The organism is Frigoribacterium sp. NBH87, assembly GCF_014217665.1.
Classification (GTDB): domain Bacteria; phylum Actinomycetota; class Actinomycetes; order Actinomycetales; family Microbacteriaceae; genus Frigoribacterium; species Frigoribacterium endophyticum.
This window is the reverse complement of the sequence record NZ_CP043650.1, coordinates 1,553,425-1,574,919: the sequence shown is the minus strand read 5'-3', so window position 1 is coordinate 1,574,919 and position 21,495 is coordinate 1,553,425. Positions and strand designations below refer to the sequence as shown.

The following is a 21,495-nucleotide window of genomic DNA, read 5'->3' as shown; positions in this document are numbered from 1 at the left end:
TGTCCCCTTAACCGATCCGCTCGGCGCGACCGAAGATGCCCTGCGGACGGAACAGCAGGATCACGATCAGGATCAGCAGCGCGGTGGCGTACTTGAAGTCACCCGGCAGCACCAGGTTGGTCAGCTCGACGATGACGCCGATGATGAGCGAGCCGGCCAGGGCGCCGAAGGAGGTGCCGAGCCCGCCGAGCGTGACCGCCGCGAACATGAGCAGCAGGATCTGCAGGCCGGTCATCCAGTTGACGCCGTTGAGCACGAGGCCGAGCATGACGCCCGAGAGGCCGGCGAGGCCCGCCGCGACCGTCCACACGAGGCGGATGATGCGGTCGACGTCGATGCCCGACGCCGCCGCGAGGGCGGGGTTGTCGGAGACGGCGCGGGTGGCGCGGCCGGTGCGGGTCTTCGTGAGGAAGAGGCCGGTGAGCACGAGCACGATCACCGAGATGCCCATGGCGACGTACGACTGCACCGTGAGCGTGACGCCCGCGAAGGTGACCGTGGTCGGGTTGGCCGTCTGGATGCGGACGGTCGCGGCGCCGAAGAAGTACTGGAACGCGTACTGCAGGGCGATCGACAGGCCGATCGTGACGATCATGAGCTGGGTGAGGCTGAGGCCCCGCCGTCGGAGCGGCTTCCAGATCGCCCAGTCCTGGATGAACCCGGTGGCCGCGCAGAGGATCACCGTGATCGTCGCCGCCAGGAAGATGTTCATGCCGAGCTGGTTGGCGAAGACGTACGCGAGCAGCCCGCCGAGGGTCACCTGCTCGCCGTGCGAGAAGCTGCTGAGGCCGGTGGTGCCGTAGATCAGCGAGAGGCCGATCGCGGCGAGGGCGAGCAGCAGGCCGAGGCGGATGCCCGAGGCGAACTGCTGCGCGAGGCGGTCCCAGTTGAAGGAGGAGGCGGCGGCGCCGGAGACCTCGCCCTCGGTCTGGGTGAGCTGGAAGATCACGCTCTTGTTGGCGCCGAGCGTCGCGTCGACGCTGCGCTCGGTCTCGGCGTTGCGGAGGAACTGCCCGTCGGGCAGCGACTCCTCGTCGAGCTGGACGGCGTACTCGCCGGCCTCGGTGACGGGGACGGCCCAGCGGCCGGTGCCGTCGACCTCGGCCGTGCCCTCGAAGCCGCCGGGGCCCGTGACGTCGACGACGACGCCGGTGGCCGGCTCGCCGTCGGAGGTCCTGATGCTGCCCTGGATGCAGCCCGTGCTCGCGTCGGCCTGGCACGAGGCCGTGGCCCCGCCCTGCGCGTGGGCGGCCGAGGGAGCCAGGGTCACCGAGACGAACGCGCCGGCGAGGCCGAGCAGCAGAGCGAGGACGGTGACGATCAGGGCAGGGCGGAGCGGAGCTCTGCCTGCGATGGTCGTGTCGGGTTTCACGGGACCTCCTGGACAGGTGCCAGTCGGGGCGATGCCCCGGGTGCCGCTGGCGACCGTCGTTGGTGACGCTACTTTCGCTGTGTGTCGGCCGTGTTTCGTGCAGGACACAGGCCAATGACGACAATTCGTTACGAAATAGCGACATCGACGCACGAGAGCGTCCTCCGAGGGCGGAATTCAGGAGGCACGGGGCGGCTTAACATGGAGCACCGGAGTCGACGGCGATCCGGTGCCACCGACCACCTCATCTCGCTCCTTCGAAGGGGACTCATGGACCAGCCGGATCCGTTCGGATTCATCGGACTCACGTACGACGACGTCATGCTCCTCCCCGGGCGCACCGACGTGATCCCGAGCGAGGCCGACACCTCGTCCCGCCTCACGAAGCGCATCCGCGTCGCCGTCCCCCTCCTCTCCGCCGCGATGGACACCGTGACCGAGTCGCGCATGGCCATCGCCATGGCGCGCCAGGGCGGCATCGGCATCATCCACCGCAACCTCTCGATCGCCGACCAGGCGGCCCACGTCGACAAGGTCAAGCGCAGCGAGTCGGGCATGATCACCAACCCGGTGACCACCACCCCCGACGCCACCGTGGCCGAGGTCGACGCCCTCTGCGGCCAGTTCCGCGTCTCCGGCCTGCCGGTCGTCGAGGAGGACGGCACGCTCGTCGGCATCATCACCAACCGCGACATGCGCTTCGTCTCGCCCTTCGAGATGCAGACCACGCTCGTCCGCGACGTCATGACGAAGGCCCCCCTCGTGACGGCCCCCGAGGGCGTCGACCCCGACTCGGCGATCGCGATCTTCGCCCAGCACAAGATCGAGAAGCTGCCCCTGGTCGACGAGGCGGGCAAGCTCCGCGGCCTCATCACCGTCAAGGACTTCGACAAGAGCGAGAAGTACCCCGACGCCACGAAGGACGACGAGGGACGGCTCCGAGTCGGTGCCGCCATCGGCTTCTTCGGCGACGCGTGGGAGCGCGCGTGCGCCCTCCGCGACGCCGGCGTCGACGTCCTCGTGGTCGACACGGCCAACGGCGAGAGCGCCGGCGAGCTCGACATGATCAAGCGCATCAAGGCCGACCCGACCTTCGCCGCCGTCGACGTCATCGGCGGCAACGTCGCGACCCGCTCGGGCGCCGAGGCGCTCATCGAGGCCGGGGCCGACGCGATCAAGGTCGGCGTCGGGCCGGGCTCGATCTGCACGACCCGCGTCGTCTCCGGCGTCGGCGTGCCGCAGGTCACCGCCGTCTACGAGGCGTCGCTCGCGGCCCGCGAGGCCGGCGTGCCGGTCATCGCCGACGGCGGCCTCCAGTACTCGGGCGACATCGCGAAGGCGCTCGTCGCCGGCGCCGACACGGTCATGCTCGGCTCGCTGCTCGCCGGCTGCGACGAGAGCCCCGGCGACCTCGTCTTCGTCGCGGGCAAGCAGTTCAAGAAGTACCGGGGCATGGGCTCGCTCGGCGCCATGCAGACGCGCGGCAAGAACACGTCGTACTCGAAGGACAGGTACTTCCAGGCCGACGTTCCCAGCGACGACAAGCTCATCCCCGAGGGCGTCGAGGGCCAGGTGCCCTACCGCGGCGCGCTGAGCAACGTGGTCTACCAGCTCACCGGCGGCCTCCGTCAGTCGATGTTCTACGTCGGCGGCCGCACCGTCGACGAGCTGAAGATGAAGGGCAAGTTCGTCCGCATCACCGCGGCCGGCCTCAAGGAGAGCCACCCGCACGACCTGCAGATGGTCGTCGAGGCGCCCAACTACCGCCGCTAGCCCGCCGCCCTCGCCGACCCCGGGCGAGTTCGACCCGGGCGGGCGTCCCTGGACGCCCGCCCGGCTCGCACTCGCCCGTCGTCGTCCCGGGCGATCGTCCCGGGCGTCGTCCCTTCCCAGGGGGTGCGCGTGGGCCGTGGTCCCCGTGCGGGGCGCCGGGGGAGGAGCCGCCGCCTGCCCCGGACGATCCTGGGCGGATGCTCATCACCGTCCACCGCCCCGGACTCCTGCTCAGTCGTGACGTCTCCTCGCTCGGTCTCGACCCGGCGATGCTCCGACGGTCCCACGCCCGAGGAGCCCTGGTGCGGGTCCGCCGCGGGGCGTACGTCGAGACGTCGGTCTGGGCTGAGATGGGCGTGGAGGAGCGCCACGCGACCACCGCGGTGGCGGCGGCGGCCGCCTGCCGGTCGGACGTCGTCGTCAGCCATCTCTCCGCGGCCGTGCTGCACGGGCTCCCTGTCGTCGGCGCGCCCGGGGCCGCCGTGCACGTCCTCGTCCCGCCCGCGGGCGGAAGCCGCCGTGAACACGGCTTCGTCAAGCACGCCCGGGCCGTCGGCCGAGACGGGCTCGACGTCGTGCAGGGCGTGCTCGTGACGTCCGTGGCCACGACGCTGGTCGACGTCTGCCTCACCGAGACGTTCCTCCGCGCCGTCGTGATGACGGACGATGCCCTGCGTCGACGTGTCGTCACGCCCGCCGAGCTCCTCGCGGACTTCGAGTCCCGAGGCACGATCCGCGGTGCTCGCCGGGTCGGAGCGGTCGTGGAGTTCGCCGATCCCCGCGCCGCGTCGCCCCTCGAGTCGGTCAGCCGGGTGGGCATCCGCCTCCTGGGGCTGCCCGACCCGGTCCTCCAGCACGTCCTCCGCGAGGAGGGTCGCCACGTCGCCACCCTCGACTTCTGGTGGGCGAGCGAGGGAGTGGCCGGCGAAGCCGACGGGACCGACAAGTACTTCGACGAGGGCATGGTGGCGGGGCGCTCGTCGAAGGAGGCGCTCCTCCACGAGAAGGACCGCGAGAACGCCGTGCGACGCCTTCCCGAGGTGAACGGCTTCGCCCGATGGGGATGGGACGACGCCCTCGACCTCGGTCGGCTCGCCGCGAGGTTGGCTTCGGCGGGTCTCGTCGTCCCCCGCCGACACGTTCCGGGCGAGTACGACCAACGGGGGCGAGCGTCGTAGACCGTCGGGGTCGGACTCGCCCGTGCTCCGAGGGTGCGGGCGGCGGGTGCCGGGGCCGGGCGCCGGGGCGGGCCGCGGGCCGCCGGGCTCGGCGCGGGGCGGCACCCGGTAGGGTGGCACGGTGACTGAGGTAGAGATCGGCGTCTCCAAGCGCGCGCGCCGCGCCTATGCGTTCGACGACATCGCGATCGTCCCGAGCCGGCGCACCCGCGACCCCCGAGACGTGTCGGTGAGCTGGTCGATCGACGCGTTCCAGTTCGACTCGCCGATCATCGCCGCGCCGATGGACTCCGTCGTCAGCCCCGAGACGGCCATCCGCATCGGCCAGCTCGGCGGCCTCGGCGTGCTCGACCTCGAGGGCGTCTGGACGAGGTACGACGACCCCGAGTCCGTCCTCGCCGAGATCCGCGACCTGCCGGAGGACGAGACCGTCGCCCGCATGCAGCAGATCTACGCCGAGCCGATCAAGCCCGAGCTCGTCACCGCGCGCATCGCCGAGATCCGCGCCGCCGGCGTCACGGTCGCCGGGTCGCTCAGCCCGCAGCGCACGCAGGAGCTCTACCAGACCGTCGTCGACGCCGGCGTCGACCTCTTCCTCATCCGCGGCACGACCGTCTCGGCGGAGCACGTGTCGAAGAGCACCGAGCCCCTGAACCTCAAGGAGTTCATCTACGAGCTGGACGTCCCCGTGATCGTGGGAGGCGCCTCCACGTACACGGCAGCGCTGCACCTCATGCGCACGGGCGCGGCCGGCGTCCTCGTCGGGTTCGGGGGCGGCGCTGCCTCGACGACCCGCGCCTCCCTCGGCATCCACGCTCCGATGGCCTCCGCGGTCGCCGACGTCGCGGGCGCTCGCCGTGACTACCTCGACGAGTCGGGCGGGCGCTACGTGCACGTCATCGCCGACGGCGGGCTCGGCACGTCGGGCGACATCGTCAAGGCCGTCGCCTGCGGCGCCGACGCCGTCATGCTCGGCGCCGCCCTCGCGCGCGCCACCGACGTGCCCGGCGGCGGCTACCACTGGGGCGCCGAGGCGCACCACCCCGAGCTGCCCCGCGGTCGTCGCGTGCACGTCGGCCAGGTGGGCCCGCTCGAGAAGATCCTCTACGGCCCGGCCTCCACGGTCGACGGCCAGGCCAACCTGGTCGGCGCCCTGCGCCGCGCGATGGCCACGACCGGCTACAGCGACCTCAAGGAGTTCCAGCGCAGCGAGGTCGTCGTGGCTCCCTACCAGCCGCACTAGACCTCGATCCGTCCCCAGCGGGGCGATCTCACGCACCGTTGTCAGGCTGACGGGCGTTGTATGGGCGATGAGGCGGGCTCAGGCCCGCGCCGATCCAACGATGGAGGCCCCGCATGGCTACGACCGCGTCCGCATCCCTCTCCTCGAAGCTCGGTCCGGAGGAACGGGCCGACGCCATCGAGGCGCTCAAGGAGAAAGAGCTGGACATCCTCGTGATCGGGGGTGGCATCGTCGGGGCGGGCTCCGCGCTCGACGCCGTGACCCGCGGCCTCAGCGTGGGCATCGTCGAGGCGCGAGACTGGGGCTCCGGCACGTCGAGCCGGTCGTCGAAGCTCGTGCACGGCGGCATCCGCTACCTCGAGCAGCTCAACTTCCGCCTCGTGCGTGAGGCGCTCATCGAGCGCGGCCTGCTGCTGCAGCGGCTCGCCCCGCACCTCGTCAAGCCCGTGCGCTTCCTCTACCCGCTGAGCAAGCCCGTGTACGAGCGCTTCTACATCGGCGCCGGCATGGCCCTCTACGACATCTTCAGCTGGACGGGCGGTCGCCCGCCCGGGGTGCCCCACCACCGGCACCTCAGCAAGACCCAGGTGCTGCGCGCGATCCCGAGCCTCTCGAAGGACGCCGTCGTCGGCGGCCTGACCTACTACGACGCCCAGGTCGACGACGCGCGCTACGTCTCGTCGCTCGTGCGCACCGCGTCGAGCTACGGCGCCCACGCGGCCAGCCGCGTGCGCGTCGAGGGCTTCGTGAAGGTCGGCGAGCGCGTCGTCGGGGTGAAGGCCCACGACTACCAGACCGGCGAGCACTTCGAGATCCGCGCCAAGCAGGTCGTCAACGCGACCGGCGTCTGGACGGACGACACGCAGGCGATGGTGGGGGAGCGCGGCCAGTTCAAGGTCAGGGCCTCCAAGGGCGTGCACCTCGTGGTGCCCCGCGACCGGATCCACTCCGACATGGGCATGATCTTCCGCACCGAGAAGAGCGTCCTGTTCGTCATCCCGTGGGGCCGTCACTGGCTCGTCGGCACGACCGACACCGACTGGGACCTCGACAAGGCGCACCCCGCCGCGACGGCCGCCGACATCGACTACATCCTCGAGCACGTCAACCGCGTCATGGCCGTGCCGCTGACGCGCGACGACGTCGAGGGCGTCTACGCCGGGCTCCGGCCGCTGCTGGCCGGCGAGTCCGACCAGACCTCGAAGCTGTCGCGCGAGCACATCGTGGCGCACACCGTGCCCGGCCTCGTCGTCGTCGCCGGCGGCAAGTGGACGACCTACCGCGTCATGGCGGAGGACGCCATCGACGAGGCCGTCGCCGCCCTCGACGGTCGCATCCCCGAGAGCACGACGATGGAGATCCCGCTGCTCGGCGCCGAGGGCTACCACGCGGCCTGGAACAAGCGCGGCAAGATCGCGAAGGCGTTCGGCGTGCACAAGGTCCGCATCGAGCACCTGCTGAACCGCTACGGCACGCTCACCGACGAGCTGCTCGACCTCATCCGCGAGCGGCCCGAGCTCGCCGAGCCGCTGCCCGGCGCCGACGACTACATCGCCGCCGAGGTCGTCTACGCGGCCAGCCACGAGAGCGCCCTGCACCTCGAGGACGTCCTGGCCCGTCGCACCCGCATCTCGATCGAGGCGTGGGACCGCGGCGAGTCCGCCGCGCCCGTGGCCGCCCGCCTCATGGCCGAGGTGCACGGCTGGTCCGACTCCGAGACCGAGGAGGAGGTCGGCAACTACCTCAAGCGCGTCGCCGCCGAGCGGGCCAGCCAGCTCGAGCCCGACGACGCCTCGGCCGACCGCGTGCGCCTCGAGGCGCCCGACATCACGTTCGGCTTCGACGAGGACGACATGAAGGTGCCGGGCGCCGACCAGGGCGGCGCGCCGAAGCCGGGCGAGACGGTGGCGGAGCCGGCCGGCACGCCCGCCGACGAGCCGGCGCGCGCCAGCGAGCCGGGAGGCCGCGAGGGCTGAGCCGAGGGCGAGGCGGGGTCGCGACGCGATCAGGCTGCAGGAGGCGCGGTGCCCGTGGGGCAGGCACCGCGCCTCCTGCAGGTCCGCCCGCCGAGAACGCGGCCACGAGGCGGGAACACCGGGGCCCGGGGCCCTGTTGTGCCCACCATGAGCAGCCCGGCCAGCGCGACGGAGCCCGCCGCTAGGCTGAGACGACTGCCCCCGATCCTCCTGGAGACCAACCATGGTTGACGTGCGTCGAGTCAAGCTCCCCGGCGTGGGTGTGCTGCACACCTTCATCACCGACGACGGCGGCAAGTGCGGCGTCATCACGCACCGCTCGGGCCACAGCGACCTGATCACCTTCAGCGACGACGCCGACGGGGCCGACGTCACGAAGGTCTCCCTGCGCCTCAGCGAAGACGAGGCGCACACCCTCGCCGAGCTGCTCGGCGGCACGCGCATCACCGAGTCGCTCTCCGCGCTCGACCAGATCCCCGGCCTCAGCATCGACTGGTTCACCGTCGACTACGACGACCACATCGCCGGACAGCCGCTCGGCGACCTCGGCGCCAAGGGCGTCGTGGGACTCACGGTCGTGGCCGTCGTCCGCGGCGACGCGGCGAACCCCGCCCCGTCGGGCGACTTCAAGGTGTTCCCGGGCGACACGCTCGTCGTCGCCGGGTCGCCGGAGAAGGTCGCGAAGGCGTTCTCCTGGTACCGCACGGGCACGTTCGGGCACCGCGCCCCGGTCGACTCGCCGCCCGGGAGCTGATCGCCGGTGCACCTGGGTGAAGAGCTGATCGTCCTCGGCATCCTCCTCCTGCTCGCCTACGTGCTCGGGCGGCTCGGCAAGCTGATCGGCCTGCCGTCGATCCCGATCTACATGCTCGTCGGGCTGCTCGCCAGCACGAACACGGGCTGGTTCCCGCTCAGCTTCGACGCGCACAGCATCGAGCTGATCGCGATCTTCGGCCTGATCCTGCTGCTGTTCAACCTGGGCCTCGAGTTCGATCAAGACGAGTTCTTCTCGAACGCGGGCCGGCTGATCGTCTCCGGCGGCACCTACATCGCCGTCAACATGGGCGTCGGCCTGGCCTTCGGCTTCATGCTCGGCTGGGGCACCCGCGAGGCCCTGATCGTCGCGGGCATGACCGCGACGTCGTCGAGCGCGATCGTCACGAAGCTGCTCATCGAGCTGAACCGCCTGGCGAACCGCGAGACGCCGATGATCCTCGGCGTCACCGTCGTCGAGGACATCTTCATCGCGATCTACCTCGCCATCGTCTCCGTCGTGCTGAGCGGCGAGACCGACCCGGGGCCGGTGGTGCTCAAGCTCGGCATCGCCTTCGTCTTCCTCGTCGTGATGTTCAGCGTCGCGCGGTGGGGGGGCCGCGTCGTGTCGAAGCTGATGCGCACCCGCGACGACGAGCTGTTCACCGTGCTCTTCTTCGGGCTCGCCGTGCTCTTCGCGGGCCTCGGCGAGGTGCTGGGCGTCACCGACGCGATCGGGGCCTTCCTCATCGGCCTGATCATCGGGGCGACCAAGTACCGCAACCGGGTCGAGCAGTTCGCCCTGCCGATGCGCGACGTCTTCGGCGCCTTCTTCTTCCTCAACTTCGGCCTCGGGCTCGACCCGTCGCTCTTCCCGAGCGTGCTCGGCCCGGTGGCCGCGGCCGTGGGCATCACGATCGGCCTGAACCTCGTCGCGGGCCAGTTCGTCGCGTGGCTCAACAAGCTCGGGCCGCAGGCGGGGCTGAACACCTCGTTCATCCTGCAGAACCGCGGCGAGTTCGCGCTCATCCTCGCGACGCTCTCGGCGGGCGCCGGGCTGAACCCGCTGCTGCAGCCCTTCGCGGGCCTCTACGTCCTGATCATGGCCGTGATCGGCCCGCTGCTCGCCGCGAACTCCGAGCGCATCGGCGCCGTGCTGTTCCGGTCGCGTCACCGGGCCGAGAAGGCCGCGGCGGAGGCGCGACGCCAGCAGCGCGAGGGGCGTCACGCCGACGAGATCGCCCTGATGGAGGCGGCGCTCGCCGGCGAGGAGCCCGGCGACACGATCGCTCGCGACCCGGACCCCGACTCCGGCCTGTTCGACGACCCCGACCTCGACGACCCGCCGGTGCCCCGCCGTCGACGGACCGTGGTGGTCGACGAGCTCGACCACGCACGGCCGGTCGTGGACGAGCTCGACGTGGCGACCTCGCCGACCGGCGCCGCCGGCGGCGACGGCGACCCTGACGGCGACCTCGACGACGACTCGGAGGTCGACGGCATGAGCGCGGCCGAGCGGGCCATGTGGGCCGAGCAGGCCGGGCAGCAGTCCGACCAGCGGGCGACGCGGCAGCGCGACCCCGAGTACTGAGCGTCATCGGGGGCGCTGGCCGACGCGGAGCGCCGGGCTGAGCGCAGCGGACGCACAGCGGGGCCGTCGGGGGCCGACGGTACGATGGCCCCCGTGAGTCGCCTCGAGGTCCATCCCGTCACGAGCGCTCCCGACGGCTCCGACCTCCCCGACTCCATGTGGCAGGTGGCCCGTCGGCCGCGCTGGATCGCCATGCTCGCGCTCGCGCTCGTCATCGCGGGCATCTTCGCCTGGCTGGGCCACTGGCAGATCGAGCGCAGCATCGAGAGCGGCAAGGTCGTCAACCCCGAGACCGAGACCGTCAAGGTGCTCTCCGACACCGTCGAGCCGCAGTCCCCGTTCTTCGACCGCGTCGGGGGTCAGATGGTCAGCGTCACCGGCCAGTTCGACGCCGACGACTTCCGCGTCGTCAGCGACCGCGTCAACGACGGCGACCGGGGCTGGTGGCTGATCGGCCGCCTGGTCGACGACTCCGACGGCGCCTCCGTGGCGGTCGCGGTCGGCTGGGCCCCCACCGAAGACCAGGCCGTCGCGGCCGAGGCCGCCGTGCCGGTCGGCTCCGACGTGTCGCTGGTCGGCCGGTACTCGCCGAGCGACGCGCCCTCCGACGGCGCCTACCAGGACGGCCGTGAGACGGTCGTCTCGGTCGCGGCGCTCGTCAACGAGTGGTCCGACTTCAGCGGCGACGTCTACGCCGGCTACGTCGTGGCCTCCGAGCCATGGGGCGGCCTCGACGCCATCTACTCCCCGGCGCCGGTCGACGACGTGTCGCTGAACTGGCTGAACGTCTTCTACGCGATCGAGTGGGTCGTGTTCGCCGGCTTCGCCGTCTTCCTCTGGTTCCGCCTCGTCCGTGACGCGTTCGAGCGCGAGATCGACGAGGCGGAGGAGGCGCGGCTGGCGGCCGACGTCGCCGCCTGACCCGCTCCTCCCGTCTCCCCTCCCGACCTCCGGGTCGCCCGCCGCAGCGGCGCTCGACCCCCGTCCCGCCCCGAGTAGGATCGACCCCATGCCCTTGAAGCCCCGGCAACGCGACATCCCGAAGATCCCGGGTGCCGTGCAGTTCTACAAGATCTCCGCCTACGTCACGGGCGTGATGCTGCTGCTGCTCGTCTTCGAGATGGTGTTCAAGTACACGCCGCTGCAGCTCGAGATGCAGCTCGGCGGGCAGGGCGGCTTCCTCGTCCCGAAAGACAGCATCACCGAGGGCTTCAACCTCTCGACGGCCATCCTGATCGCCCACGGTTGGCTCTACGTCGTCTACCTCTTCGCCGACTTCCGCCTCTGGAGCCTGATGCGCTGGCCGTTCTCGCGGTTCATCATCATCGCGCTCGGCGGTGTCGTGCCCTTCCTCTCGTTCTTCGTCGAGAGCCACATGACCAAGCTGGCCCTGCGTGAGCACGCGGAGCTGGTCGCCGAGCCCACCCCGAAGACCCAGGGAGCCCCCGCGTGACAGAAGCCACCGAGACGGCGCAGAGCCCCGTCCTCGTCGTCGATTTCGGTGCGCAGTACGCGCAGCTGATCGCCCGACGGGTGCGTGAGGCCAACGTCTACTCCGAGATCGTGCCGCACACGATCACCGCCGCCGAGATCGCGGCCAAGAACCCGGTCGGCATCGTGCTGAGCGGCGGCCCGTCCAGCGTCTACGAAGAGGGCGCGCCCGCCCTCGACCCGGCGATCCTCGAGCTCGACGTGCCCGTGCTGGGCATCTGCTACGGCTTCCAGGCGATGGCGAAGGCCCTCGGCGGCGAGGTCGCGCAGACGGGCCAGCGCGAGTACGGCGCCACCGACGTGACCCTCGCCGCCGGTGAGAGCACCCTGCTCTCGGGGCAGCCGACCTCGCAGACGACGTGGATGAGCCACGGCGACTCGGTCTCGAAGGCCCCCGAGGGCTTCGACGTGCTCGCCTCGAGCGCCGCGACCCCCGTCGCCGCCTTCTCGAGCGACGCCCGCAGGCTCTACGGCGTGCAGTGGCACCCCGAGGTCAAGCACTCGTCGTTCGGCCAGGCCGTGCTCGAGAACTTCCTCCACCGCGCCGCCGGCATCCCCGCCGACTGGAACAGCGGCAACGTCATCGCCGAGCAGGTGGCCCGCATTCGCGAGCAGGTCGGCTCGTCGCGCGTCATCTGCGGCCTCTCCGGCGGTGTCGACTCGGCCGTCGCGGCCGCCCTCGTGCACGAGGCCGTCGGCGACCAGCTCGTCTGCGTCTTCGTCGACCACGGCCTGCTGCGAGCCGACGAGCGTCGCCAGGTGGAGGAGGACTACGTCGCCTCGACGGGCGTCCGCCTCGTGACGGTCGACGCGGAGCAGCAGTTCCTCGACGCGCTGGCCGGCGTGACCGACCCGGAGCAGAAGCGCAAGATCATCGGCCGCGAGTTCATCCGCAGCTTCGAGGGCGCCGCCGAGGCGCTCGTGCTCGAGGCTGCGGCCGAGGGCGACGCGACGGTGAAGTTCCTCGTCCAGGGCACGCTCTACCCCGACGTGGTCGAGAGCGGCGGCGGCACGGGCACGGCGAACATCAAGAGCCACCACAACGTGGGCGGCCTGCCGGAGGACCTGCAGTTCGAGCTCGTCGAGCCGCTGCGCACCCTCTTCAAGGACGAGGTGCGCGCCATCGGCCGCGAGCTCGGCCTGCCCGAGGTCATCGTCGGCCGTCAGCCCTTCCCCGGGCCCGGCCTCGGCATCCGCATCATCGGCGAGGTCACGCACGAGCGACTCGAGCTGCTGCGGAAGGCCGACGCGATCGCCCGCGCCGAGCTCACCGCGGCCGGCCTCGACGAGGAGATCTGGCAGTGCCCGGTCGTGCTCCTCGCCGACGTCCGCTCGGTCGGCGTTCAGGGCGACGGCCGCACGTACGGTCACCCGATCGTGCTGCGCCCCGTCTCGTCCGAGGACGCCATGACGGCGGACTGGACGCGCCTGCCCTACGACGTGCTCGCCAAGATCTCGAACCGCATCACGAACGAGGTCGACGGCGTCAACCGAGTAGTGCTCGACGTCACCAGCAAGCCCCCGGGAACCATCGAATGGGAATGACCGGGGCGGTCTGAACGCGAAGCGTTCAGCCCCGGTCATTCCGGGGGCGCCCCCGCCCCCGGTGCCCACCCAGTAGCGTCCCCACCCGGTACCTACGACGGCATAGGCCACGCCCGACCGAGCCGCTCTGAACGCGAAGCGTTCAGCCCCGGTCATTCCGGGGGCGCCCCCGCCCCCGGTGCCCACCCAGTAGCGTCCCCACCCGGTACCTACGACGGCATAGGCCACGCCCGCCCCAGCCATCCAGGCTCACGCACTCCAGGGTCGCACCCGTCCCGCCCACCCCCGTCCCATCCCGAACCCCGTTCTCGCACACGAACCCCGCCGCGGCAGGGTTCCCGTGCGAGAACTGGGTGCCAGTCCCCGGCCTCGGCCCCGACCGCAGCCGCGTGCCCACGAACGGCACGGGCGGCTCCTCCCCGAACGCAGGAGCGGGGCCCGCCCCTCTCGGAACGAGCCCCGCTCGATGTGGTGCAGCCGTGTCGGCTAGTCGTTGCCCCGCAGGATCGCGAGCATGCGCAGGATCTCGACGTAGAGCCAGATCACGGTCATGACGATGCCGAAGGCGGCCGACCAGCCGTAGATGCGGGGGGCGCCGCGCTCGACGCCCGTCTTCACCTGCGTGAAGTCGAGCACCAGCGAGTAGGCCGCCATGACGACGACCAGGATGCCGATGATGAAGCCGAGCGGGATGCCGAAGATCTCGGCGCCGCGCAGGCCCCACGGGTTGGTGTTGGCGCCGAAGAGCATCAGGCCCACGTTGAGCAGCGAGAAGACGGCGTAGCCGATCATCGCGATCATGAAGACCTTGGTGGCCCGGGCCGACTCGCGCACCTTGCCGCTCTTGAAGAGCAGCAGCGTGACGACGAAGACCGAGACGGTGCCGATCAGGGCCTGGGTGACGATGCCGTCCCACTGGGCCTCGAAGATGCTCGAGATGCCACCGACGAACAGGCCCTGCGCGGCCGAGTAGGCGAGCACGAGGCCGGGCGACGGCTTCTTCTTGAAGATGTTGACGAGGGCCAGCACGAAGCCGGCGATCGCGCCCACGAAGGCCAGGGCGGGGATGAACCAGCCGACGGCCGCGCCGACGACGACCACGGCGAACGCGATCAGCGTCTTCGTGATCGTGTCTTCGTAGGTCATGCGGTCGGTCTGGTCGGGGCCGGCCGCGGGCTTCGTGTAGAGCTCCTGCAGCTGTTCGGCCGTCATGCCGTCGTAGGCGACGGTGCGGGCGTCGGCCTGCTGCTGGCGGATGACGGGCCCGCCCTTCTCCGAGAAGGCCGGCGACTGACTGAAGCCGGGATTCGAGAATGCCAAGGGGTTCCTCTTCTGATCGCGTTGTCGACGGTGACGTGGTGACCCGGAGTGGTGCTGCCGGGTCGCCGCCGGGCCACGTGGCCCGGCGCGGGCTCGCTCTCGTCCACCCGTGTCGCCGTGGGGAAAGGCTAACGCGTGTCGGCCGGGCACGGGCTGGGGATCTGCCTGATGAGAGCCACATTCGCGACGGGCGAACGTGCACTGTCTGCACGGATGGGGGCGCTCGTCGGGCCCACGGGGGCGTCGGCCGGGCGGGGGCGGTTAGCGTGGCCGACGTGACCTCCCCCGCCTCCTCGACCACCGACTCCTCGCGCGCCGCCGCGCCCCTCGTGATCGCCCACCGCGGCGCGAGCGGCTACCGCCCCGAGCACGGCGAGGCCGCCTACCGCCTGGCCGTCGAGCTCGGCGCGGACGCGATCGAGCCCGACCTCGTCGCGACGCGCGACGGCGTTCTCGTGCTCCGGCACGAGAACGAGGTCTCGGGAACGACCGACGTGGCCGACCGGCCCGAGTTCGCCGACCGCCGCACGACCAAGGAGATCGAGGACCGGGTCGTCGAGGGCTGGTTCACTGAGGACTTCACCTGGCCCGAGCTGTCGACCCTCCGGGTGCGCGAACGCCTGCCGCAGCTCCGGCCCGGCAGCGCCGCGCACGACGGGGAGGGGCGCGTGCAGCGCCTCAGCGACCTCCTCGCGATCCTCGACGGGGCCGACCGCCCGGTCGGGCTCGTGGCCGAGGTCAAGCACGCGACGTGGTTCGCCTCGATCGGGCTGCCGCTCGACGAGCTGCTCGCCGCCGAGCTCGCCGCCGCCGGCTGGACGGACGACCCGCGCCTCACCGTCGAGAGCTTCGAGCAGACGGTGCTCGGCCAGCTGCGCGAGCGGGGGGTCGGCGGCCGGCAGGTCTACCTGCTCGAGAAGGCGGGCGCCGCGGCCGACCTCGTCGCCCGCGACGGCTCGGCGGCGACGCCCTACGTCGACCAGCTCGACGAGGCCTCGCTGGCGGGCTTCGCCGCGGCTGGGCTGCACGGCGTCTCGCTCGACAAGTCGACCCTGGTCGCCCCGGACGGCACGACGGAGTCGCGGGTCGTCGACCGCTCACACGCGGCGGGCCTCGAGGTCTTCACCTGGACGCTCCGCATCGAGAACCACTTCCTCGCGAAGGCGAACCGCCAGGCCGGCGGGAAGGCCGCGACGGGCGACTACGAGTCGGAGTTCCAGGCGCTGATGGAGCTCGGCGTCGACGGGGTCTTCGCCGACCAGCCGGACCTCGCGATCGCGGTGCGCGACGGGCTCTGAGGAGGCGCTGGGCGGCCCCCTGCCCGGTGTCGGGGGCCCCGCCTAGACTGGGCCCGCCATGACGATCGTGCTCGAGCCCTCTGACGCTGCCGGCGGTTCCGGCGACCCTCTGACCGCGGGGCTGAACCCCCAGCAGAAAGAAGCGGTCGAGTACCGCGGGCAGTCGCTGCTGATCGTGGCCGGTGCCGGCTCGGGCAAGACGAGCGTGCTGACCCGGCGCATCGCCGGGCTCATCGCGTCGCGCGAGGCCTGGCCGAGCCAGATCCTCGCCATCACCTTCACGAACAAGGCCGCGGCCGAGATGCGCGAGCGGGTCGGCCACCTCGTCGGCCAGGCCGGCGAGGGAATGTGGATCAGCACGTTCCACAGCGCCTGCGTGCGCATCCTCCGGCGCGAAGCCGAGCAGTTCGGCTTCACGAAGAGCTTCACCATCTACGACTCGGCGGACTCCCGGGCGCTGCTGAAGCGCATCCTGAAAGAGCTGGACGCCGACTCGCTCGGCTTCACGGTCAGCCAGGCGTCGGGCAAGATCTCGAAGCTGAAGAACGAGCTGACCGACGTCGAGACCTACTCGCGGCAGATCAACGCGGGCGACCCGCAAGACGTGATGTTCCTCGAGATCTTCCGGCAGTACACGCGCGAGCTGCAGCGGGCGAACGCGTTCGACTTCGACGACCTGATCGCGCAGACGGTCTTCCTCTTCCGGGCCTTCCCGCACGTGGCCGCGCTCTACCAGCGGCGGTTCCGGCACATCCTCGTCGACGAGTACCAAGACACGAACCACGCGCAGTACGCGCTGATCCGCGAGCTGACGCGGCCGGTCGACCCCGAGATCGTCGACGACCTCGAGCGCGGCGGTCAGTACGTGCAGTCGATGCGCGACGGCAGCGGGCGGATCCCCGGCGCCTCCCTCACCGTGGTCGGCGACTCCGACCAGTCGATCTACGCCTTCCGCGGCGCCGACATCCGCAACATCGTCGAGTTCGAGCGCGACTTCCCCCACTCGAAGGTCATCCTGCTCGAGCAGAACTACCGCTCGACCCAGAACATCCTCGACGCGGCCAACGCCGTCATCTCGAACAACTTCGACCGCCAGGCGAAGAACCTCTTCACGACGGTCGGTGCGGGCGAGAAGATCACCGGGTTCACGGGCTACACCGGGCACGACGAGGCCCAGTTCGTCGCCGACGAGATCGCGACGCTGCGCGAGGGCGGCATGGCCTACAAAGACATGGCCGTGTTCTACCGCACCAACTCGCAGACCCGAGCGCTCGAGGAGATCTTCATCCGTTCGGCCATCCCGTACCGGGTGCTCGGCGGCACGAAGTTCTACGAGCGCGCCGAGATCAAGGACGCCATGGCGTACCTGATCACCGTCGCGAACCCGCTCGACCCGATGGCGCTGCGCCGCATCATGAACGTGCCGAAGCGCGGCATCGGGCCGGCGACCGAGACGGCGATGCAGCGCTGGGCCGACCAGCACGAGGCGCCGCTGCGCGAGGCGCTGCGCAACGCCGACCAGCTGGGTCTCGGCCCGAAGGTGACCGGGGCGATCACGGGCCTCGGCCAGCTGCTCGACGGCGTGCAGGCCACGGCCGCGACGGCGCCGGTGCACGAGATCCTCACCACGCTCATCGAGGGCAGCGGCATCATCGAGGCGCTGCGGGCGTCGCAAGACCCGCAAGACGAGGCCCGCGCCGAGAACATCGACGAGCTCGTGGCGGTGACGAAGGAGTTCCAGCGCAACAACCCCGACGGCACCCTGCTCGACTTCCTCACCGAGGTGACCCTGGTCGCCGCGGCCGACGACCTCGACGACACGATCGGCACCGTGTCGCTGATGACGCTGCACACGGCGAAGGGCCTCGAGTACGAGGCCGTCTTCCTCACCGGCGTCGAAGAAGACCTGCTGCCGCACCGCATGTCGGCGAGCGAGCCCGGCGGCCCCGCGGAGGAGCGACGGCTGTTCTACGTCGGCATCACGCGTGCCCGTAAGCACCTCTTCCTCTCGCTGGCGATGACGCGGGCGCAGTTCGGCGAGGTGAACGTGGCGATGCCGTCGCGGTACCTGCAAGAGATCCCGGTCGAGCTGATCGACTGGAAGCAGTCGCCCGGCATGGCCAACAGCCGAGGAGGCACGCAGCCGCGGGCGCTCAACGCGCGTCGCGAGGGCGGTGCGGGCGACCGTCTCGGCTCGACCCCGCGCGCCAGCGGCGGCTACGGCGGCGGCAGCTACGACCGCGCGACCGCGGCGGCCAAGACCAAGCCGAAGACGGAGTGGTCGAACCGGGTCACCGGCACCGTGCGCGACAACGGCGACCTCGAGCTCGAGCAGGGTGACCGCATCTCGCACGTCGACTTCGGTGAGGGGCGCGTCATGGCCGTCACCGGCGTCGGTGCCCGCCGCATCGCCGAGGTGCTGTTCGACACGGCCGGCCGCAAGAAGCTGCTGATCAAGGTCGCGCCGATCGAGAAGATCTAGCGGTTTCCCCGCCACGCACCACGTTCTCGCACGGGAACCACGCCGCGGCGTGGTTCGGGTGCGACGACGTGGTTCGTCGTCACGGGGCGGGGCGTGACCGCCGCAGCGTGAAGCGGTGGTCGCCCACGACGATCGTGTCGGCGGGCGTCAGCTGCACGCCGACCCCGGGCTCGACCGTGACCGGCCCGCCGTCGGGGCGGAGGAGCGTCGTGCCGTTCGCGGAGTGGAGGTCGTCGATCACCACGGCCCCTGCGTCGTCGGCCCAGACACGGAAGTGGGCGCGCGACAGCTGACGCGTCTCGTCCGTGACGGTGATCGACGCCGGGGGAGCTGGCGCGGTGGTGAGGGCTGCTGCGGGGGCTGTGGCAGCCACGTCGGCGGTGGTCGAGACGCCGGGTGGCGGCGCGGCGTGTCGCGGGCGTCGGCCCACGACGACGCCGTCGCGGTCGACAGGGACGGCCTCGCCGTCGGGGAGGACGAGCTCGTAGGAGCGCGGACGGAGGACCGTCACGTCGAGGTCGTCGAGGTCGTCGAGGTCGTCGAGGCCTTCGGGGTCGTCGAGGTCGGCGGGCGCGGGCGAGGGCACGTGCCGTCGGGGAGGGGGCACGGCGGGGCCTGGCGGGATGACGGCGGCCGCCGCGGGAACGGCTGTGACCAGACCCTCGGGAGGCGGCGGAGGCAGCGTCTGCACCCGTGACAGCAGGCCCTGGTCGCGCAGCGCAGCGACGGCCGCGGCGTCGACGACGATCGGGCCCTCGGGTGGTGCCCCGCGCCTCCCCAGGCTCCTTCTTCTGGTCATCTCTCGTCCATTCTGTGGAAAGTGGTGCGACCAGTCTGTCTCATGTGGAATATTCATGGCAGTCGTCATTCCTGACGGCTCGACGAGACAGGAGACCCCATGGCCAACGTGACCGTGACCTACGACGACCTGCGCACGCAGGCGACCCACCTGCGCACCGGGCAGGCGTCGATCGAGGAGCAGCTCTCACGCCTCAAGGGGCAGATCGACAACCTGGTGGCCTCGGGCTACGTGACCGACAGCTCCTCGAAGGCGTTCGCGACCACGTACGGCGAGTTCAGCACCGGTGCGAGCACGACCATCGCTGCCCTGGACAGCATGGCGCGGTTCCTCGAGAACGCGGCCGAGACCCTGCAGGCGGCCGACGAGCAGCTGGCCGCCAGCCTCCGCTGACCGCTGACCGCTGACCGCTGACCACCCCGGTGGCCGTGCCGGCGACGGCGCGGCCACCTCGCTCAGGAGCACGCATGACCCCCAGATCATCCCTGTCGTTCGACGCCGAGGCGCTCGGGCGACTCACCACGACCTTGGCAGGCGTCCGGTCCGCTTTCGAGGCTGCCGACTCGGTGGCGTGTTCGCCCGAGCACCTCGGCCACGCCCGCCTCTCCGGTCGCGTGGAGTCGTTCTCGACCAGCTGGAACGACACTCGCCGCGAGCTCGCGGACTCCATCGGCGGCCTCGGCACCTCGGCCACGTCGATCGCCGAGGGCTTCGCGGAAGCCGATGAGGGGCTCGCCGCAACCTTCGCCGGTGACGAGGCGACGTCGTGAGGGTCGATGGTCCGTTCTCGGCGGCGAGCGTCCCGGGCGATCCGGCGATGGTCCTCTTCGCCGCAGCGCGTCTCCGCCAGACCGCTGAGGTGATCGCGACGGCAGCGCGAGCCCTCCGGCAGCTCGACTCCGAGGGGGCTCAGAGCGATGCCATCGACGCATTCCTCGACCGATCGGGCACCGTGGCCGAGCAGCTCGAAGCAGCCCACGCGCGCTACGCCGGAGCAGGGGAAGCCCTCCACGCCTACGCCGTCGCGTTGCGGCAGGCCCAGGAGGAGGCTGGCCCCGCGGCGCGAGAGCACGAGGCCGCGGTGGCAGACCGAGACGCAGCCGCGAAGCTCGCGGAGAAGTACGAGGGCATGGCTCTCGTGGCGACCTCCGAGGAAGCGCAACGAGACTACGACGAGCTGGCTCGGGTCCAGCGCCTCCGTGAGGACGAGGCGGGCGGCCGTGTCGTGACCCAGGGTCGGAAGGTCGACGCCGCTGTAGCCGCCCTCGACGTCGCCGCGGAGGCAGCGATCGCCCGCTTCGACGACGTCACCTCCGACGGTCTCGTCGACTCTTGGTGGGATGACGTCCGGGGCGTCGCCAGCGCCGCCTACGAATCCTTCCAGCAGTGGATGGAAGAGAACGACGCGTGGATCCAGTTGCTGACCGAAGCGCTGGGCTACATCGGTCTGGTCCTCATGCTGGCGTCCTTCCTCTGCCCGTTCACGGCGTGGATCGGCGTCGTGGCCACGGCGACGATGCTCGCGTCGACAGCGACCGAGGCGGCTCGGGCGGCGGCAGGCACGGGAAGCCTCATGGAGCTGGGGATCAGCATCGTGTCACTCGCCACGTTCGGGGTGGGGGGCGCGGCCCTCAAGGCCGCGGCGAAGACCTCGGTCGCCAAGGTGGCCTTCGAACGCGTCGCGGAACTGCAGCGTGGGGGCGTGCCGCTGAGCACAGCCGTGGAAGCCGTCAACGGTGAACACCGAGGCATCATGGACGGTCCCCTCGACCTGCGAGGACGCATGCGCGGTCTCGGTGACCCCGAACTCGGACGACTCTCTACCTGGAGCATCGAGTCCACCGCTGCACTAGCGAGGGCCGGAGCCGAGACTGTGGCGAGACTCGATCGTCTACTCGTCGCAGGGACGGCCCTCCGGGCCGCGAGTGCCGGGGTGACCGCAGCAAGGGCGGTCGATGCTTCGACGGGGTGGCTGGACCCCCTCCTCGGTGACCTCCGCGACGCCACCACCCTCCGCATCGAGAACGGAACCGCATGGTGACGCGGGCATCGGTCGATCGTCCGGACGATCCCTCGCTCCGCAGGTCCGTGGCGATCGTCCGGGTCGCCGTCGCGTGGAACCTCGTCCTCGGTGTCATCGTCATCCTCACGACACGTTTCAGGATGGTCATGGCGGAGACCGCAGGAGAGGATCCGCTCGCTCAGGTCACTCTCGGCGTCCTGCCCTCGATGGTCCTGGGGCTGCTGTTCGTCGTGGGCAACGCCTGGCAGACCGCGGTCTTGGTGAGGTACGTCCGCCGTCCAGCCCGGCACATCCACCTCCTCCGTCCGTATCTCTCGGCCTTGGGATGGGTGCTGTCGACGGCACCTTCCATCGCGATCAGTCACGTCTTCTCGGCAGCCGGTCCCGGACCGGACCTGCTCACGACGCTCGTGAAAGGCACGATCTGGGTCAGCCTCGTGCTCGCTGTCGTGATCATCGCGACGAGCCATCTGCTCCGTGGCGTCAGCGACTCAGCCCACCCTGACAGCCCTCCGGAGGGAGCACCGGCATGACGAGCTCGTACGTCTCCCGAGGATCGCTTGTCAGCGCAAGGTCGTACCGCCTTGCAGTCCCACCAGCCGTGATCCGTCTTCCTGGCGCCGTCCACCTGCAGGACATCCTCCAGCTCGT

18 protein-coding genes are annotated in these 21,495 nt (G+C 71.0%); 15 read left to right on the top strand and 3 right to left on the bottom strand.

Annotated elements, in window-relative coordinates; translation table 11 throughout:
• Positions 1–7 precede the first annotated feature (7 nt).
• On the bottom strand, positions 8–1,372 hold the full coding sequence (locus F1C15_RS07200) for a branched-chain amino acid ABC transporter permease (protein WP_235491277.1): 1,365 nt from the start codon (positions 1,370–1,372) through the stop codon (positions 8–10).
• A gap of 270 nt (positions 1,373–1,642) precedes the next feature.
• Here F1C15_RS07200 and guaB point away from each other — a divergent pair, with 270 nt between their 5' ends.
• The 9 genes from guaB (at position 1,643) to guaA (ending at position 12,922) form a co-directional block, all read left to right on the top strand.
• Positions 1,643–3,145, top strand: a complete 1,503-nt coding sequence (gene guaB / locus F1C15_RS07195) for an IMP dehydrogenase (protein WP_185233842.1) — start codon at positions 1,643–1,645, stop codon at positions 3,143–3,145.
• 197 nt (positions 3,146–3,342) lie between these two features.
• Entirely contained in the window at positions 3,343–4,323 is a 981-nt protein-coding gene (locus F1C15_RS07190) for a type IV toxin-antitoxin system AbiEi family antitoxin domain-containing protein (protein ID WP_185233840.1), read from the top strand.
• Positions 4,324–4,444: 121 nt separating this feature from the next.
• Positions 4,445–5,566 carry a GuaB3 family IMP dehydrogenase-related protein gene (locus tag F1C15_RS07185; RefSeq protein WP_056057277.1) on the top strand — a complete coding sequence of 374 codons (1,122 nt, stop codon included), beginning with the start codon at positions 4,445–4,447 and terminating at the stop codon, positions 5,564–5,566.
• A gap of 113 nt (positions 5,567–5,679) precedes the next feature.
• The gene (locus F1C15_RS07180; RefSeq protein ID WP_082514601.1) at positions 5,680–7,542 is read left to right on the top strand and encodes a glycerol-3-phosphate dehydrogenase/oxidase; all 1,863 of its coding nucleotides are present in this window, start codon (positions 5,680–5,682) and stop codon (positions 7,540–7,542) included.
• 223 nt (positions 7,543–7,765) lie between these two features.
• A complete protein-coding gene (locus tag F1C15_RS07175; protein WP_056057274.1) occupies positions 7,766–8,296 on the top strand; it encodes a cation:proton antiporter regulatory subunit in 531 nt (176 codons plus the stop codon).
• 6 nt (positions 8,297–8,302) lie between these two features.
• Positions 8,303–9,886, top strand: coding sequence for a cation:proton antiporter (locus F1C15_RS07170; protein ID WP_185233838.1), 1,584 nt, complete (start codon positions 8,303–8,305; stop codon positions 9,884–9,886).
• Between the two features lie 93 nt (positions 9,887–9,979).
• Positions 9,980–10,807: an SURF1 family protein gene (locus F1C15_RS07165; RefSeq protein WP_162240275.1), complete on the top strand. Its 828-nt coding sequence runs from the start codon at positions 9,980–9,982 to the stop codon at positions 10,805–10,807.
• Positions 10,808–10,895: 88 nt separating this feature from the next.
• A complete protein-coding gene (locus F1C15_RS07160) occupies positions 10,896–11,339 on the top strand; it encodes a DUF3817 domain-containing protein (RefSeq protein WP_185233836.1) in 444 nt (147 codons plus the stop codon).
• Entirely contained in the window at positions 11,336–12,922 is a 1,587-nt protein-coding gene (gene guaA, locus F1C15_RS07155; RefSeq protein WP_185233834.1) for a glutamine-hydrolyzing GMP synthase, read from the top strand. The genes F1C15_RS07160 and guaA overlap by 4 nt, the downstream gene beginning before the upstream one ends.
• Before the next feature lie 486 nt (positions 12,923–13,408).
• Here guaA and F1C15_RS07150 read toward each other — a convergent pair whose 3' ends face one another.
• Positions 13,409–14,242, bottom strand: coding sequence for a Bax inhibitor-1/YccA family protein (locus tag F1C15_RS07150; RefSeq protein ID WP_056057249.1), 834 nt, complete (start codon positions 14,240–14,242; stop codon positions 13,409–13,411).
• A 275-nt stretch (positions 14,243–14,517) separates the two neighbouring features.
• Here F1C15_RS07150 and F1C15_RS07145 point away from each other — a divergent pair, with 275 nt between their 5' ends.
• Both F1C15_RS07145 and F1C15_RS07140 read left to right on the top strand, forming a co-directional pair.
• On the top strand, positions 14,518–15,540 hold the full coding sequence (locus tag F1C15_RS07145) for a glycerophosphodiester phosphodiesterase family protein (RefSeq protein ID WP_255465540.1): 1,023 nt from the start codon (positions 14,518–14,520) through the stop codon (positions 15,538–15,540).
• A 58-nt stretch (positions 15,541–15,598) separates the two neighbouring features.
• A complete protein-coding gene (locus tag F1C15_RS07140) occupies positions 15,599–18,022 on the top strand; it encodes an ATP-dependent helicase (protein WP_185233830.1) in 2,424 nt (807 codons plus the stop codon).
• A gap of 79 nt (positions 18,023–18,101) precedes the next feature.
• Here F1C15_RS07140 and F1C15_RS07135 read toward each other — a convergent pair whose 3' ends face one another.
• Complete coding sequence (locus F1C15_RS07135; protein ID WP_185233828.1) at positions 18,102–18,821, bottom strand: FHA domain-containing protein; 720 nt, start codon at positions 18,819–18,821, stop codon at positions 18,102–18,104.
• Between the two features lie 99 nt (positions 18,822–18,920).
• Here F1C15_RS07135 and F1C15_RS07130 point away from each other — a divergent pair, with 99 nt between their 5' ends.
• The 4 genes from F1C15_RS07130 (at position 18,921) to F1C15_RS07115 (ending at position 21,377) form a co-directional block, all read left to right on the top strand.
• Positions 18,921–19,214 (top strand): WXG100 family type VII secretion target, encoded by a 294-nt coding sequence (locus F1C15_RS07130; protein ID WP_056057240.1) that lies wholly within the window; start codon positions 18,921–18,923, stop codon positions 19,212–19,214.
• 74 nt (positions 19,215–19,288) lie between these two features.
• Positions 19,289–19,591, top strand: a complete 303-nt coding sequence (locus tag F1C15_RS07125; protein WP_185233826.1) for a hypothetical protein — start codon at positions 19,289–19,291, stop codon at positions 19,589–19,591.
• Positions 19,592–19,638: 47 nt separating this feature from the next.
• A complete protein-coding gene (locus tag F1C15_RS07120) occupies positions 19,639–20,862 on the top strand; it encodes a hypothetical protein (protein WP_185233824.1) in 1,224 nt (407 codons plus the stop codon).
• A 47-nt stretch (positions 20,863–20,909) separates the two neighbouring features.
• Positions 20,910–21,377, top strand: coding sequence for a hypothetical protein (locus F1C15_RS07115; RefSeq protein ID WP_185233822.1), 468 nt, complete (start codon positions 20,910–20,912; stop codon positions 21,375–21,377).
• Positions 21,378–21,495: the final 118 nt, after the last annotated feature.